Origin of the sequence: Leucobacter sp. HNU (assembly GCF_047946755.1) — a bacterium.
Lineage (GTDB): Bacteria > Actinomycetota > Actinomycetes > Actinomycetales > Microbacteriaceae > Leucobacter.
In genome coordinates this window covers 2,041,373-2,056,017 of record NZ_CP178837.1, presented here as the reverse complement: position 1 = coordinate 2,056,017, position 14,645 = coordinate 2,041,373, and the positions used below count along the sequence as shown (strand labels likewise).

Here is a 14,645-nt window from a genome sequence, read left to right as displayed (position 1 = left end):
TCGTTTGTGCTTACACTACCCAAAGGATTCACGAATCGGAAAAGTTCTGATCAATGTTCAGCAACTCGCGGATCCCGCAGCATCGGACAAAGGAGTCGCCCTCATGACCGCCTCAACACCGCACTCGTCGCAGGCCCCGGAGGCGGGGCCGAGCGGGCGTCTCGCGACCGGCCGCCTCGGCACGTGGGACATCGTGTTCTTCGTGATCTCGGCGGCCGCACCCTCACCGTCATCGCGAGCGGCGCCATCACCTCGTTCCGCATGGGCGGCATCGGCGCACCCGGCGCGATCCTCTTCTGCGCGGTCGTGCTGATCTTCTTCGCGCTCGGCTTCACCGCCATGTCGAAGAGCGTGCGCAACGCGGGCGCCTTCTACGCCTACGTCTCGCGCGGCATGGGCAAGCCCTTCGGGCTCGGCGTCTCGTCAGTCACGGTGTTCGCCTACATCTCGCTCGTGATCTCGTTCTACGGCTTCATCGGCTTCTTCGCGCAGTTCACCTTCAAGGAACTGCTGCATATCGACCTGCCCTGGGGCGTGTGGTCGCTCATCGCCGTCGCGATCGTCGCGTTCCTCGGCTACCGCAAGATCGACGTCGGCGCGAAGGTGCTCGCCGTGCTCCTCACACTCGAAGTGGGGATCCTGCTCGTGCTGGCGGTCGCCGCCATCGCGAACGGCGGCCCCGAGCCCTGGAGCCTCGCCTCCTTCGAGCCGAAGAACGTGTTCTTCGCCACCGGCGCCGGTGCGCTGTTCGTCATGGGCTTCGGCGCCTACCTCGGGTTCGAGAGCACCGCGATCTACGCCGAGGAGGCCAAGCGGCCCGAGCGCACGATCCCGCGCGCGACCATCATCTCGGTGGCGTTCCTCGGACTGTTCTACGCGTTCACCTTCTGGATCCTCACTGTCGCCTTCGGCGCGAACGGGGTCGTCGAGATGGCGCGCAGCGACGCGTTCGAGACGATGGTCATCACGGGCACGGGCGACCTCGCCGGCGCCTGGGCGGCGTTCGTCATGAAGATCCTCATCGTCACGAGCTTCTTCGCCTGCCTGCTGTCGTTCCACAACGCCTGCACCCGCTACCTCTACTCGCTCGGCCGCGAGGGCCTGCTGCCGCGCGTGCTCGGACGTACCAGCCGCACCAGCCAGTCGCCGGCCGTCGCGAGCCTCACGCTGAGCGGCTTCTCGGCGATCGGCGTGCTCGTCGCCATCGTGCTCAACGCCGACCCGTTCCTGGGCCTCGCCCTCTGGACCTACGCCACCGGCGTGCAGGGGCTCGTGTTCGCCCAGGCCATGACCGCGATCGCGGTCGTCTGCTACTTCCTCAGGGATCGTCGCGGCCATAGTGTCTGGCGCGTCACCATCGCACCGATCCTCGGCGCGATCGGGCTCGTGGTCGGCTTCATCCTCATCGCGACGAACTTCGATGTCGTGACCGGGCTGCAAGGGCCCATCAACCAGATCCTGCTGCTGCCCACCCCGATCCTCTTCATCGGGGGGATCATCGTCGCGCTCGTGCTCAAGGCCCGCAAACCCGCCTACTATGCGGGGCTCACCGAGTCGGTGCAGGTCGTGCCGCTCGACGACTCCGGATGGGACGCCTCGGCCGACGAGGACCGCGATTCCGTCGGGGCACACTCCGCGCAATAGGCTGGCCCTGTGAATGCGACCGCGCGACGACGCCACGAACGACGGGATGAGATCATCCGCGCGTTCTGGCGGGTCGCGCGGTCGCGGCCGCGTCGCGCGATCAACGTGCGCGCGGTCGCGGCCGAGGCCGAGATGAGCCCCGCGAACGTCCTGCACTACTTCTCGACCCTCGACGAGCTGCAGATGACCGCGGTCGCGGGCGCGCGCGAGGAATTCGTCGAGCAGCGCCGACGCGTGCTCGACCTACCGCTCACCGCCACCGAGCGCATCTACGCCATGATCGAGGCCGGCGTGCCCGACACGATCAGCGACGAACTGCGCCAGGTGTACGAGAGCGTCGCGATCCTCGCCGAGCACTCGAAGTACATCGCCGAGCACCGCGCCCTCAACGAGCGCCAGGTCATGCTCTACCGCACCCTCATCGAGATCGGGGCCGGCATCGGAGAGTTCGAGCTCGCCGCGCCCGCGGGGATCATCGCCCGCAACCTCGTCGCCCTGGAGGACGCCTACGACCTCTACCCGCTCATCGGCGACCTGACGCCGCGGGAGGAATGCCGGCAGGCCGTGCGGAGCTACGCCGAACTCGCGCTGGGGATTCCGCCCGAGCGGCGCCCCGGGTCCCTCGCGAGCTGATTCCGGCCCGATCGACGTCCGCGGCTTCGCGCGGTGCGCCGCCGCTCGCGCGGTGCATTTCCGGTGGTGCGGTGCGGATCGCCCGAAGACGTCCGAGCGGCTGCGGATCCACCGCACGGACGCACGCTCGTGAACGCACGAGGGGCCGGGACGCGATCGCGTCCCGGCCCCTCGTGCGACGGGCTACAGCGTGTTGCCGAGCTTGAAGCCCTTCTCGCCGTCGTCGTCGCGGGTGTACGAGAACCCGTCGGCGCCGATGGTCACGGCCATCTCGCTGTCGTCCGTGCGAGCGACGACGGGCTGCGGGTTGCCGTCGAGGTCGAGCACGAGCGAGGCGTCGGTGTACCAGGAGGGCACGACCGGGTTGCCCCACCAGTCGCGACGCTGGTTGTCGTGCACGTCCCAGGTGACGACCGGGTTGTCCGGATCGCCCGTGTAGTAGTCCTGGGTGTAGACCTCGACGCGGTGGCCGTCGGGATCCCGCAGGTACAGGTAGAACGCGTTCGAGACGCCGTGGCGGCCCGGGCCGCGCTCGATGCTGTCCGACTTGCGCAGGGCGCCCAGCTTGTCGCAGATCGCGAGGATGTTGTGCTTCTCGTGCGTCGCGAAGCACACGTGGTGCATGCGGGGGCCGTCGCCGCCCGTCATCGCGGTGTCGTGCACGGTCGGCTTGCGGCGCATCCAGGCGGCGTAGACGGTGCCGTCGTTGTCCTGGATGTCCTCGGTGACGCGGAAGCCGAGGTTCTGCATGAAGCCGACGGCGCGCGGCACGTCGGGCGTGACCTGGTTGAAGTGGTCGAGGCGCACGAGCTCGCCGGGGATGTGCAGGTCGTAGCGCCACGACATCCGCTCGGTGTGCTCGGTCTGGTAGAAGAACTCGTAGGGGAAGCCCAGCGGGTCGACGACGCGCACCGAGTCGCCGATGCCCGTCACGAAGCCGTCGGGGTTGCGGCGGACCTCGCAGCCGAGCTCCTCGTAGAAGGCGACGGCCTTGTCGAGATCCTCGGGCGTGCGCACGCGGTAGGAGAACGCGGCGACCGCCGCGACCGGGCCCTTGCGCAGCACCAGGTTGTGGTGGATGAACTCCTCGGTCGAGCGGAGGTAGATCGCCTCGTCGTCCTCGGTGGTGACGTACAGGCCGAGCACGTCGACGTAGAACTCGCGCGACGCGGCGAGGTCGGTGACGATGAGCTCCATGTAGGCGCAGCGCAGGATGTCCGGCGCTTCCGAGGTGGCCGTGGGGATCGGGTTCGCGGCCTGGATCGGGGCTTCCTTGGTGACCCAGAAGCCCGCGGACTGCTTGTCTTCTTCGTTGAGTTTTGCCATGTTCGCTTCCTTGCGTGAGTGCGTGGGGTTCATCCGCCGGTCGAGCGAGCCTGCGAGTCGAGACCAAGATCTGATTTCGATACTTCGCCTCGTCGCTGAGCTCCTCGCTCAGCACGGTGCTCGCAAGCTCGCTCGATCAGCGAGGGGTTACTTGCCCGCGCCGAAGCGCGGCGAGTGGGCCTCGTTGAGGGTGATCTGGATCGACTGCGCGGTGGTGTAGAAGTCCACCGATCGGTAGCCGCCCTCACGCCCGAGACCCGATGCCTTGACGCCGCCGAACGGGGTGCGCAGGTCGCGCACGTTGTTCGAGTTCAGCCACACCATGCCCGACTCGATGCCGTGCGCGAAGTTGTGCGCGCGCTTGAGGTTCGAGGTCCAGACGTAGGCCGCGAGGCCGTACTTCGTGTTGTTCGCGAGCTCCAGCGCTTCTTCGTCGGTGTCGAACGGCGTGATCGCGACGACGGGCCCGAAGATCTCCTCCTGGAAGATCCGTGCATCGGGGGCGACGTCGGCGAACACGGTCGGAGCGACGTAGTTGCCCTCGGGGAAGCCCTCGGGGCGGCCGCCGCCCGCGACGAGGCGGCCTTCGCCCTTGCCGATCTCGACGTAGCTCATGACCTTCTCGAAGTGCGAGGGGTGCACGAGCGCGCCGACCTCGGTGGCCGGATCGGAGGGCAGGCCGATCACGATGTTCTTCGCGCGCTCGGCGTAGCGAGCGACGAAGTCGTCGTAGATCGAGCGCTCGACGAGCACGCGGCTGCCGGCGGTGCAGCGCTCGCCGTTCAGGCTGAACACGCTGAACACGGTGGCGTCGAGCGCCTCCTCGAGGTCGGCGTCCGCGAACACGACCGACGGGCTCTTGCCGCCGAGCTCGAGCGACAGGCCCTTGAGGAACGGCGCCGCGTTGGTCGAGATCATCGCGCCGGTCGAGCTGTCGCCGGTGAAGGAGATCAGCGGGACGTCGGGGTGCTTGACGAGCGCGTCGCCGGCGACGCCGCCCGAGCCGAGGATCAGGTTGAAGACGCCGTCGGGCACGCCGGCCTCACGGAAGATCTCGGGCCACAGCGCCGCCGACAGCGGCGTGTAGCTGGCGGGCTTCAGCACGACGGTGTTGCCGGTCGCGAGGGCGGGGGCGAGCTTCCACGACTCCTGCATGAACGGAACGTTCCAGGGGGTGATGAGGCCCGCGACGCCCTTGGGCTTGCGGTTCACGTAGTTGATCTGGCGACCGGGAACCTTGGTGACGTTGTCGTGCTCGGCGACGATGAGGTCGGCGAAGAAGCGGAAGTTCTCGGCGGCGCGGCGGGCCTGGCCCTTCGCCTGGGTGATCGGGAGACCCGAGTCCCAGCTCTCGAGCAGCGCGAGCCGCTCGTCGCGCGATTCGACGATGTCGGCCACCCGGTGCAGGATCCGCGAGCGCTCGCGGGGGAGCATCTTGGGCCAGGGGCCCTCGTCGAATGCGCGCTTCGCAGCGGCGACGGCGCGGTCGACGTCGGCCTTGCCGGCCGAGGCCGCGGTGATGTAGACCTCGTTCGAGACGGGTTCGATGACGTCGAACGTCGCGCCATCCTGGGCGTCGACGAACTCGCCGTCGATGAAGAGCTGGATCTTCTCGGGGAGCCCCTCGGGCTTCTGGTGGGTCATGCGGTCTTCCTCCTCTGGTGGGTGAGTTGGTCCTGGTGCGCCAGCACTGCATCGAGCGTGGCGAGTCGGTGGTTGCGGGCGGCGAGCTCGATCTCGAGTGGCGACGCCCCGTCCTCGATCAGGTCGAGCAGGCGCTCGTGCTCGTCGACCGATGCTGCCGCGCGGTCGGGCACGAAGCTGAACGACGAGTTCCGCAGCACTTTCATGCGATTCCAGCCGCGGTGCACGAGGTCGAGGATGTGCGGGTTCGGGCAGCTCTCGAACAGCACGGAGTGCAGCTCGAGGTTCAGGTCGGTGAACGCCTGCGGGTCGAAGCGGGTCAGGGTCTCGCGCATCTGCGCGTTGATCCGGCGGGCCCGTGCGATCTGATCGGCCGAGACGGTGGGCGCGGCCAGCGCGGTCGCGGATCCCTCGACGAGCGCGAGCGTCTGCATCGTGTGCAGGTATTCGGTCTCCTTGATGAGGGAGACCTGCGCGCCGACGTTCGCCTCGAAGGTGACGAAGCCCTCCGCCTCGAGGCGGCGGATCGCCTCGCGCACGGGCACCACCGACATGCCGAGCTCGGACGCGATGGGCGAGAGCACCAGGCGGTAGCCGGGCACGTACTGCCCGCTCTCGATGCGTTCGCGGACCAGGCGGTACGCCTGCTCGCTCTTCGGGACGACGACCATGTCAGGATCCCGCCCCGGCGGCGCGGGAGGCGTCGTACTTGGCGCGCCACTCGGCGTTCATGGGGAACAGGCCGTCGACCGGGGCGCCGGCGGCGACCTGCTCGGCGACCCACGCGTCGGCTTCCTCCTGCGCCGCGGCTTCGGCCGCGACCTCGGCGAGCAGGAACGGCGGGATCACGATCACGCCGTCGCGGTCGCCCATGATGATGTCGCCGGGCTGCACCGCAGCGCCGCCGCAGGCGATCGTCACGTCGACCTCCCACGGCACGTGGCGGCGACCGAGCACGCTCGGGTGGGCGCCCTGCGAGAAGACGGGGATGTCGAACTCCTGCACGGCGGCGAAGTCGCGCACGCCGCCGTCGGTCACGATGCCGGCGGCGCCGCGCACCTGGGCGCGCAGGGCGAGCACGTCGCCGACGGTGCCGGTCTCGGGGACGCCGCGGGCTTCGACCACGAGCACCTCGCCGGGATTCACGGTGTCGAACGCGCGCTTCTGGGCGTTGAATCCGCCGCCGTGCTCCGTGAAGAGGTCGGGGCGGAACGGGACGAAGCGCAGGGTCTTGGCCGTGCCGAGAATCCGATCGCCCTCGTGGTTCGGGTGCACACCGTCGATGAAGATGTCGACGTAACCCCGTTTGCGCAGCGCGGCCGAAACCGTGGCGACGGCGACGCCGTCGAGCTGCGCGCGGATCTCGTCGGTGAGCGCGCCACCGGTCGAGCCAGCCTGATCACCGTCCAGCGGGGTCGCGCGGCCGGCGGCGACGGCAGCGGCGTGCGCGGCCTCGTCGCCCCACGCCTCGACGCGCTGCAGATCGTCGATCCGGGGGCGGTCGCCGAAGTCGCCGAATGCGGTGGTGCCCTGCGTCACGGTGGTGACGAGGCGACCGGTGCTCGGGGCTCCGGGAGCGTTCGGCGCATCGACCTCGACCTCGACCACGTCGCCGGGAACGACGACGGAGGAGCCGGCGGGCGTGCCCGTGAGGATCACGTCACCGGTCTCGAGGGTCATGTGCTGGGAGAGGTCGGCGACGAGCTGGCCGAAGGGGAACTTGAGCGTGTCGCTCGTGTCGTCCTGCACGAGAGCGCCGTTGACCCAGGTGCGCACGCGCCAGGAGTCCTGGTCGATGCCGTCGGTCGGGATCGCGGCGGGGCCGATCGGCGTGAAGCCGTCGCCGCCCTTGTTGCGCACGTTCGAGCCCTTGTCGGCGGCGCGCAGATCGTAGAGGCCGAAGTCGTTCGCGGCGGTGACCCGCGCGACGTGCTTCCAGCCGTCCTCGGGGGAGACCCAGCGGGCGGGCTCGCCGATGACGAGGGCGATCTCGCCCTCGAAGGCGAGCAGCTCGGTGCCGGCGGGGCGCTCGATGGTGCCGCCCGTGGGGGCGAGCGACGAAGCGGGCTTGAAGAAGTAGGAGGGGAACGCGGGCGTGCGACCGCGCTGCGCGATCCTCGACGGGTAGTTGAGGTGCACGGCGATGATCTTGCCGGGGGTGTCGATTCCGTAGGTCATGGTGTCTCGCTCACTTCGTTGTATCTCAAATCATATACGATCTTGCGGGCTTCGGGAAGGGGCCCGTCCGTCGTCTAGTAGCTCGCGCGCTCGCCGCCGCCGGCGCCCGCGAAGCGTTCGACGAGCGCCTCGGTCTGCCGCGCGAGGATCGCGACATCGGCCCCCACTGCGACGAAGCTCGCGCCCTCGGCGATGTAGCGCTCGGCGTCGGCGGGGACGAAGGCGTTGACGCCGACGGGTTTGCCCGCGGCGCGGCCCGCCGTGATCGAACGCAGTACGGCGTCGACGACCTCGGGGTGGTTCTGCTGGCCGAGGTGGCCCATCGAGGCGGCGAGGTCGGACGGCCCGACGAAGAGCGCGTCGACGCCGTCGACGGCGGCGATGCGCTCGACGTCCTGCACTGCCGCGGCGGATTCGATCTGCACGGTGAGGCTGATCGTCTCACTCGCTCGTCCCAGGTAGCCGTCGACCCGGTTCCAGCGCGCGGAGCGCGCGAGCGCCGACCCGACACCGCGCATGCCGTTCAGCGGGTAGCGCGCGGCACGCACGATCTGCTCCGCCTGCTCGGCGGAATCCACCATCGGGATCAGGAGGTTCTGCGCGCCGAGGTCGAGATACTGCTTGATGAGCACCGGGTCGCCGAACGGCGGGCGCACGAGCGGGGTCGCCGGGTAGGCCGACATGGCGTGCAGCTGCGCGAGCACGGATTCGAGGCCGTTGGGGGAGTGCTCGGCGTCGAGGAGCACCCAGTCGCAACCGGAGCCGGCGACGATCTCGGCGGTGACGGGGCTGCCGGCGCAGGTCCAGAGGCCGATGAGCGCGCGCCCGTCGGCCTCTGCGAGACGGTCCCGGAATGTCGGGGGAGGGTCAGAGGAACCGGCATGTCACCGACCCCAGTCCCTGGTACTCGGCGTGCACGGTGTCGCCGCGCTCCACCCACATGGGCTTGGTGAAGGATCCGGCGAGCACGACCTCGCCGGCCTCGAGCGACTGCCCGTGCTGCGCGAGCTTGTTCGCGAGCCAGGCGATCCCCATGGCGGGGTGGCCGAGCACGGCGCCCGCGACGCCCGAGTCCTCGATGGTCTCGTTGCGGTAGAGCAGGGCCGAGATCCAGCGCAGGTCGAGCTCGCCCACGGGGACCGGGCGGCCGCCGAGGACGATCGCGCCGGTGGAGGCGTTGTCGCTGATCGTGTCGACGATGGTGCGGCCCTCGAGCTCGATGTGCGCGTTGAGGATCTCGAGCGCGGGCACCACGTAGGCGGTCGCGTCGAGCACGTCGAAGATGGTGATGTTCGGGCCGACGAGCGGCTTCGCGAGCACGAAGGCGAGCTCGACCTCGATGCGCACGTTCGAGAACCGGTCGAACTCGACGACGGAGCCGGATTCGATGACCATGTCGTCGAGGATCACGCCGTAGTCGGGCTCGGTGATGCCGGTCGCGAGCTGCATGACCTTGGAGGTGAGGCCGATCTTGTGGCCGACGAGGCGTCGGCCCGCGGCGATGCGGCGGTCGGTCCAGATCTTCTGGATCGCGTAGGAGTCCTCGATGGTCATTTCGGGGTACCGGGTGGTGAGCTTCGGCACGATGGTGCGTTCGCGATCCGCGCGCACGAGTTCGTCTGCGATCGTCTCGATCTCTTCGGGGGTGAGCATTGAGCCTCCACTTCGTCGGGGTCAGTCAGATCGTATACGATCCGCCCGGGCCGGGGCTAGTGAGTCGGGCTTTCGGCCCCGTGGACCGTTGTCGAAAATTGACCTCGCGACCGCTTGTGGTTTTTGTCAACGTTTGTAGAATGAAACGCGACGGCACACCGACGTGACGTCCATCGCAGCCGGGGAACCTCGAGTTCCGGACAGGCGAGGTGGATACGCAGGCGGAGCCTCACCCCATACCTACCCGCATGTCCGAATACCGAGAGAAGTAGACATGATGAAGAAAACTCTGACGGGCGTCGCAGCGCTCGCAGCCGTCGCGCTCGCGCTCACCGGCTGCTCGTCCGACGGCTCCGGCGACGGCGGCAACGGTGCCGCCGGAGCGAGCCAGCCGCTCAGCATCGGCAACTTCCTGGACGTCACGAACTGGGATCCCGCGAGTGCGGACCTCGGCTTCGACGGCCCCTATCTGTCGGCGGTGTACGACGCGCTCCTGACCACCAACGAGAAGGGCGAGCCCCAGCCGGGCATCGCCAAGAAGTGGGAGGTGTCGTCCGACTTCAAGACGGTCACCTTCGACATCCGCACCGACGCGAAATTCTCGGACGGCTCGAAGCTCGACGCCGCAGCAGCGGTCGCGGGCCTCCAGCACCTGCAGAAGGGGCCGACCTCGCAGGAGGCCTACACGAACGTCGAGTCGATCGAGCAGACCGACGACCACACGATCGTCTTCCACATGAAGAAGCGCGACGACACGATGCTCTACCTCATGGGCCTCGGGCGCAGTTACCTCGCCTCGCCGAAGGCGATCACCGGCGGCAAGCTCTCCGAGAAGCCCGTCGGTTCCGGCCCCTACACGCTGGGCGAGAACAGCACCCCGGGCAGCGAGTACGACTTCGACAAGGTGAAGGACCACTGGGACGCGAAGCAGTTCCCCTTCGACCCGCTGAAGATCACCCCGCTGAGCGACGGCACCGCCATGCTCAACGCGATGGAGGCCGGCCAGCTGAACCTCATCTACACCGACAAGACCGGCAGCGACGCCGCGAAGAAGAACGACTGGAACGTCGCCAAGGGCCTCTCGATGTGGGCCGGCCTGCAGTTCGCCGACCGCTCGGGCGCCATGGGCTCGCCCATCGGCAAGCTCAAGGTGCGCCAGGCGCTCAACTACGCATTCGACACGAACGCGATGCACACCTCCATCGCGCAGGGCCAGGGCTACGTCACCAACCAGTTCTTCCCGGTCGACCAGACGGGCTACGTGAAGTCGCTCAACGATCGTTACAAGTACGACATCGCGAAGGCGAAGCAGCTGCTCGCCGAGGCCGGCTACCCGAACGGCTTCGAGATCAGCATGCCGATGGCCCCGCCATTCCAGCCCTACCAGGCGATCACCGAGCAGACCTTCAAGCAGCTCGGCATCAAGGTGAAGTGGGACTCGACCGACTTCATGAGCTACATGGGCAAGGCCGGCAAGTACCCGATGTACATCGCGGTGATCGCGATGGATTCGAACCCGGTCGCGACCGTCGAGCGCCAGATCGCCAAGCCGCAGTGGTACAACCCGAACCCGGGCATCGACACCCTCGACGGCGTGCAGGCGCAGCTCGACAAGGTGTTCGCGGCCGCCCCCGGCGACGCGCAGAACACCGAGATCGAGAAGCTCAACGAACTCGTCACCGACCAGGCTTACAACGCTGTCTGGGGCCAGAACGAGAACACCTACGTCAGCACGAAGGAATTCACCGTGAAGCCGGTCATCGGACTCATGTTCCCGACGCTCCGGCAGATCACGGTCAAGTGATCCGGGCGGGTCGGGGTCGCCTCCGCGGCCCCGACCCGCGATTCCCCGTTCCTTCCCCTTCTCATCGTTCGACCCGGGAGACCCGATGATCCCCTTCGTGCTCAAACGACTCCTCTTCGGAATCGTGCTGCTGTTCGTGGTCGCGAGCGGCACTTTCTTCCTCGCGCACGCCGCGATCCCGAACCCGGCGCTCGGGCTGCTCGGCAGCAATGCGACGCCGGAGGCGGTACAGGCGCTCACCGCGAAGATCGGAGCCGACCGTCCGATCCTGGTGCAGTACCAGGAATGGCTCGTCCACCTGTTCCAGGGCGACTTCGGCACCTCCTGGAAGAACGGTCTGCCGATCGGCAGGACCCTCGGGATCCGGTTCCCGATCACCCTGTCTCTGGTGATCGCCTCGGTCGCCCTCTCCGCCGTGCTCGGGGCGGTGCTCGGCACGGCCGCGGGCCTGCGGCCCCACAGCTGGATCGACAAGGCCGTCAAGGCCGGGTCCGTGATCCTGTTCGCGCTGCCCGGATTCTGGGTGGCCGTCGCGCTCGTCATGCTCTTCGCGGTGCAGCTCAAGTGGTTCCCGGCCATCGGCTACGTCTCCCCCTCGGAATCGCTGCAGGGGTGGCTCCGATCCATCACCCTGCCCGCCGTCTCGCTCGCGCTCGGGGCGATCGTCATGATCGCCGAGCAGCTGCGCAACGGCATCATCCACGCGGACTCGCAGGACTATGCGCGCACCCTGCGCAGCCGCGGTCTCCCGTTCTGGCGCGTGGCCCTGCACCTGCTGCGCAACTCGGCCCCGGCATCGCTCACCGTCCTGGCGCTCATGTTCGTCGGCCTGCTCTCGGGCGCGATCATCGTCGAGCAGATCTTCGGCATCAAGGGCCTCGGCGAGCTGACCCAGTCGGCCTCGCAGAACGGCGACATCCCGACCCTGCTCGGGGTGACGGTGCTCACCGTCGTCTTCGTCGTCATCGTCAACCTCCTGCTCGACATCGTGCTCGGCTGGATCAACCCCAAGGTGCGTGTGAAATGACCACTTCCGCAGGCCCCATCCTCGACGCCGCGACCGTCGATGCGGTCGACACCCGCGGCGGCGACCGCGGATCCGTCTTCGTGCGGCTGCTCCGCCGCCCCGCCGGCCTCGTCTCGCTCGCGGTCCTCGCGCTCATCCTGCTCGTCGCGATCCTCGCCCCGTGGATCTCGCCGCACGATCCCAACGAGGTGATCCTGTCGCAGGCGCGGGCGCTGCCGAGCTGGGCGCACCCGCTCGGCGGGGACAACACCGGGCGCGACGTCCTGAGCCGCCTCATCTGGGGCACCCAGATCACGCTCTGGGGCGCGTTCGTCTCGATCCTGACCTCGCTCGTGCTCGGCGTGCCCTCGGGCCTCGCCGCCGGCTACTTCGGCGGTGCCACCGACCGCATCGGGACCTGGATCAGCGACGCGCTGCAGTCGGTGCCCGGCATGATCATCCTCCTGATCGTCGGCGCGAACACCGGCAACGACCTCACGATCCTCATGGTCACCGTCGGCGTGTTCATGGCCCCCGGCTACTTCCGGCTGACGCGCTCCACCGTGCTCGCCGTACGCGGCGAGATGTACGTCGATGCGGCTCGGGTCGCGGGCCTCACCGATCTGCGCATCATGTCGCGCCACGTGATCCGCCAGGTGTTCGCGCCGATCGTGATCCAGTCGGCGCTCACCGCCGGCATGGCGATGGGCATGCAGGCGGGCCTGCAGTTCCTCGGCATCGGCGGCGGCACGACCCCGGCTGGGGCGCCGCGATGAACGAGGGCTTCCAGGTGATGCGCACCGCGCCGCTCCTGCTGCTCTGGCCGTCCATCGCGCTCGGCGTCGCGATCGCCGCGTTCGCGGTGCTCGGATCCACGCTCGGCGATGTGATCAACTCGAAGCAGCCGGTGCTGTCGCGCAAGCAGCGTCGCGCGGTCGAGGCGGCGAACGCCGCGAACCGCGCCGCGCCGAAGTCCACCACGACCGGATCCATCTCGGTCGCCGCCGTCGACTCGGCCGTGCGGCTCGAGAACCTGCGGGTGAACTACGAGACCGCCGCAGGCGAGGTCGAGGTGGTGCACGGGATCACTCTCGACGTCGCGCCGGGCGAAGTGCTCGGCATCGTCGGCGAGTCCGGTTCGGGTAAGTCCCAGACGGTGTTCTCGATGCTCGATCTGCTCCCGAAGTCCGGCTACTACACGGCCGACGCGATCTGGATCGGCGGCGAGGACGTGACCACGCTGTCGCGCAAGGACCGCGCCCGCCTGCTCGGCTCCGAGATCGGGTACATCCCGCAGGAGCCCATGACGAACCTCGACCCCTCGTACACGATCGGCGCACAGCTCACCGAACCGCTCCGCGCGGTGCACGGCATGAACCGCGCCGAGGCCCGCGAGCGTGCACTCGCGATGCTGGAGCGGGTCGGGATCGTGGACCCCGCCCGGGTCATGAAGTCCTACCCGCACGAGCTGTCGGGCGGCATGGCCCAGCGCGTGCTCATCGCCGGTGCCATCGCGGGGAAGCCGTCCGTGCTCGTCGCCGACGAGCCGACCACCGCGTTGGACGTGACCGTGCAGGCCGAGGTGCTCGAACTGCTGCGCGAGTTGCAGCAGGAGTACCGCATGGCGCTCGTGATCGTCACCCACAACTTCGGCGTCGTCGCCGACATCTGCGACCGCGTCGTCGTCATGCGCTCAGGCTCGATCGTCGAGATCGACGACGTCGGGCCGATCTTCGCGCACGCCGAGCACCCGTACACCCGCGAGCTCATCGCGGCCTCGCTCGACGGCGCGGCCAGCCGAGACGAGCTCGATCGCGAGGCCGCGCACGCGGGTGCGGCCTCATCGAGCACCAGCGCCGCGATCGCCGCACGAGTCACGACCGAGGAGGCCGGAGCATGACCGCATCCACCCCGCTGCTGCGGGCCGAGAACGTGATCGTCGAGTACGGCTCGAAGCGGCGCCCGAACCGGGTGCTGCACGAGGTCTCGCTCGACGTCGGACCGGGGAGTGCGTCGGCCTCGTCGGCGAATCCGGCTCGGGCAAGTCGACGCTCGGCAAGGCGATCCTGGGCCTCGTGCCGGTCGCCGGCGGGCGCATCGAGTTCGACGGACGCGACATCACCCGGCTGAAGGGGAAGGCGCGTCGCGCGCTGGCCTCCGATATCCAAGTGGTCTTCCAGGATCCCTACGGTTCGCTGAACCCCATGATGACCGTCGGCGAGATCCTCTCGGAGCCGCTGTCTGCCGCCGGGGCCACCCGTGCCGAAGCGCTGCAGACCGTCGGCGAGATGCTCGAGCGGGTCACCCTGCCGGCGAACGCGGTCGACCGCTACCCGAGCGAGTTCTCGGGCGGCCAGCGGCAGCGCATCGCGATCGCGCGCGCCCTCGTGCGCCGGCCGCGGCTGATCATCTGCGACGAGCCCGTGAGCGCGCTCGACCTCACGACGCAGGCGACCGTGCTCGACCTGCTCATCGACCTGCAGCGCGAGACGGGTGTCTCGTACCTCTTCGTGTCGCACGACCTCGGCGTCGTGCGACGCATCTGCCACCGCGTCGCGGTGATGTACCGCGGCAACCTGGTCGAGGTCGGCGACGGCGAACGGGTCACCCGCGACCCGCAGCACCCGTACAGCAGGCGGCTGCTGGCCGCGTCGCCCGTCGCCGATCCGGTGCTGCAGGCCGAGCGCCGCGGGGAATGGCTCGCGCTCCGCGAGGCGGGCTAGACCCCGCGACTGGGGCCGAGCGGCCTGGACTTCG

At 68.8% G+C, this 14,645-nt stretch carries 12 protein-coding genes and 1 pseudogene; 7 read left to right on the top strand and 6 right to left on the bottom strand.

Annotated features, from left to right (window positions below; translation table 11 throughout):
* Nucleotides 1-183: 183 nt before the first annotated feature.
* Both AB3K78_RS10155 and AB3K78_RS10150 read left to right on the top strand, forming a co-directional pair.
* Nucleotides 184-1,644, top strand: a complete 1,461-nt coding sequence (locus AB3K78_RS10155; RefSeq protein WP_416442913.1) for an APC family permease — start codon at nucleotides 184-186, stop codon at nucleotides 1,642-1,644.
* Nucleotides 1,645-1,653: 9 nt separating this feature from the next.
* Nucleotides 1,654-2,277 (top strand): hypothetical protein, encoded by a 624-nt coding sequence (locus tag AB3K78_RS10150; protein ID WP_416442911.1) that lies wholly within the window; start codon nucleotides 1,654-1,656, stop codon nucleotides 2,275-2,277.
* A gap of 183 nt (nucleotides 2,278-2,460) precedes the next feature.
* Here AB3K78_RS10150 and hpaD read toward each other — a convergent pair whose 3' ends face one another.
* From hpaD to hpaH, 6 genes are all read right to left on the bottom strand, one after another.
* The gene (gene hpaD, locus AB3K78_RS10145; RefSeq protein WP_416442909.1) at nucleotides 2,461-3,603 is read right to left on the bottom strand and encodes a 3,4-dihydroxyphenylacetate 2,3-dioxygenase; all 1,143 of its coding nucleotides are present in this window, start codon (nucleotides 3,601-3,603) and stop codon (nucleotides 2,461-2,463) included.
* 147 nt (nucleotides 3,604-3,750) lie between these two features.
* Nucleotides 3,751-5,247, bottom strand: coding sequence for an aldehyde dehydrogenase (locus AB3K78_RS10140; protein WP_416442907.1), 1,497 nt, complete (start codon nucleotides 5,245-5,247; stop codon nucleotides 3,751-3,753).
* Nucleotides 5,244-5,918 carry a GntR family transcriptional regulator gene (locus AB3K78_RS10135; RefSeq protein WP_416442905.1) on the bottom strand — a complete coding sequence of 225 codons (675 nt, stop codon included), beginning with the start codon at nucleotides 5,916-5,918 and terminating at the stop codon, nucleotides 5,244-5,246. The genes AB3K78_RS10140 and AB3K78_RS10135 overlap by 4 nt, the downstream gene beginning before the upstream one ends.
* 1 nt (nucleotide 5,919) lies before the next feature.
* The gene (locus AB3K78_RS10130; protein WP_416442903.1) at nucleotides 5,920-7,425 is read right to left on the bottom strand and encodes a fumarylacetoacetate hydrolase family protein; all 1,506 of its coding nucleotides are present in this window, start codon (nucleotides 7,423-7,425) and stop codon (nucleotides 5,920-5,922) included.
* Between the two features lie 74 nt (nucleotides 7,426-7,499).
* The gene (locus AB3K78_RS10125) at nucleotides 7,500-8,240 is read right to left on the bottom strand and encodes an HpcH/HpaI aldolase family protein (protein ID WP_416447342.1); all 741 of its coding nucleotides are present in this window, start codon (nucleotides 8,238-8,240) and stop codon (nucleotides 7,500-7,502) included.
* 52 nt (nucleotides 8,241-8,292) lie between these two features.
* Entirely contained in the window at nucleotides 8,293-9,078 is a 786-nt protein-coding gene (gene hpaH / locus AB3K78_RS10120; protein WP_416442901.1) for a 2-oxo-hept-4-ene-1,7-dioate hydratase, read from the bottom strand.
* Nucleotides 9,079-9,352: 274 nt separating this feature from the next.
* Between hpaH and AB3K78_RS10115 the strand changes: the two genes are divergently transcribed.
* The 5 genes and pseudogenes from AB3K78_RS10115 to AB3K78_RS10095 all read left to right on the top strand — a co-directional run bounded on the left by AB3K78_RS10115 (nucleotide 9,353) and on the right by AB3K78_RS10095 (nucleotide 14,611).
* On the top strand, nucleotides 9,353-10,882 hold the full coding sequence (locus AB3K78_RS10115; protein ID WP_416442899.1) for an ABC transporter substrate-binding protein: 1,530 nt from the start codon (nucleotides 9,353-9,355) through the stop codon (nucleotides 10,880-10,882).
* Between the two features lie 85 nt (nucleotides 10,883-10,967).
* Nucleotides 10,968-11,909, top strand: a complete 942-nt coding sequence (locus AB3K78_RS10110; protein WP_416442897.1) for an ABC transporter permease — start codon at nucleotides 10,968-10,970, stop codon at nucleotides 11,907-11,909.
* Entirely contained in the window at nucleotides 11,906-12,664 is a 759-nt protein-coding gene (locus tag AB3K78_RS10105) for an ABC transporter permease (protein WP_416442895.1), read from the top strand. Before AB3K78_RS10110 ends, AB3K78_RS10105 begins: the two co-directional genes overlap by 4 nt.
* A complete protein-coding gene (locus tag AB3K78_RS10100; RefSeq protein WP_416442893.1) occupies nucleotides 12,661-13,788 on the top strand; it encodes an ATP-binding cassette domain-containing protein in 1,128 nt (375 codons plus the stop codon). Before AB3K78_RS10105 ends, AB3K78_RS10100 begins: the two co-directional genes overlap by 4 nt.
* A pseudogene (locus tag AB3K78_RS10095) lies at nucleotides 13,785-14,611 on the top strand (ABC transporter ATP-binding protein). The gene AB3K78_RS10100 and the pseudogene AB3K78_RS10095 overlap by 4 nt, the downstream one beginning before the upstream one ends.
* Nucleotides 14,612-14,645: the final 34 nt, after the last annotated feature.

Bases quoted from the DNA above. Each gene is read 5' to 3' on its own strand.
- hpaD (WP_416442909.1), bottom strand. From the start codon at position 3,603: ATGGCAAAACTCAACGAAGAAGACAAGCAGTCCGCGGGCTTCTGGGTC.
- AB3K78_RS10140 (WP_416442907.1), bottom strand. From the start codon at position 5,247: ATGACCCACCAGAAGCCCGAGGGGCTCCCCGAGAAGATCCAGCTCTTC.
- AB3K78_RS10135 (WP_416442905.1), bottom strand. From the start codon at position 5,918: ATGGTCGTCGTCCCGAAGAGCGAGCAGGCGTACCGCCTGGTCCGCGAA.
- AB3K78_RS10130 (WP_416442903.1), bottom strand. From the start codon at position 7,425: ATGACCTACGGAATCGACACCCCCGGCAAGATCATCGCCGTGCACCTC.
- hpaH (WP_416442901.1), bottom strand. From the start codon at position 9,078: ATGCTCACCCCCGAAGAGATCGAGACGATCGCAGACGAACTCGTGCGC.
- AB3K78_RS10115 (WP_416442899.1), top strand. From the start codon at position 9,353: ATGATGAAGAAAACTCTGACGGGCGTCGCAGCGCTCGCAGCCGTCGCG.
- AB3K78_RS10110 (WP_416442897.1), top strand. From the start codon at position 10,968: ATGATCCCCTTCGTGCTCAAACGACTCCTCTTCGGAATCGTGCTGCTG.
- AB3K78_RS10105 (WP_416442895.1), top strand. From the start codon at position 11,906: ATGACCACTTCCGCAGGCCCCATCCTCGACGCCGCGACCGTCGATGCG.
- AB3K78_RS10100 (WP_416442893.1), top strand. From the start codon at position 12,661: ATGAACGAGGGCTTCCAGGTGATGCGCACCGCGCCGCTCCTGCTGCTC.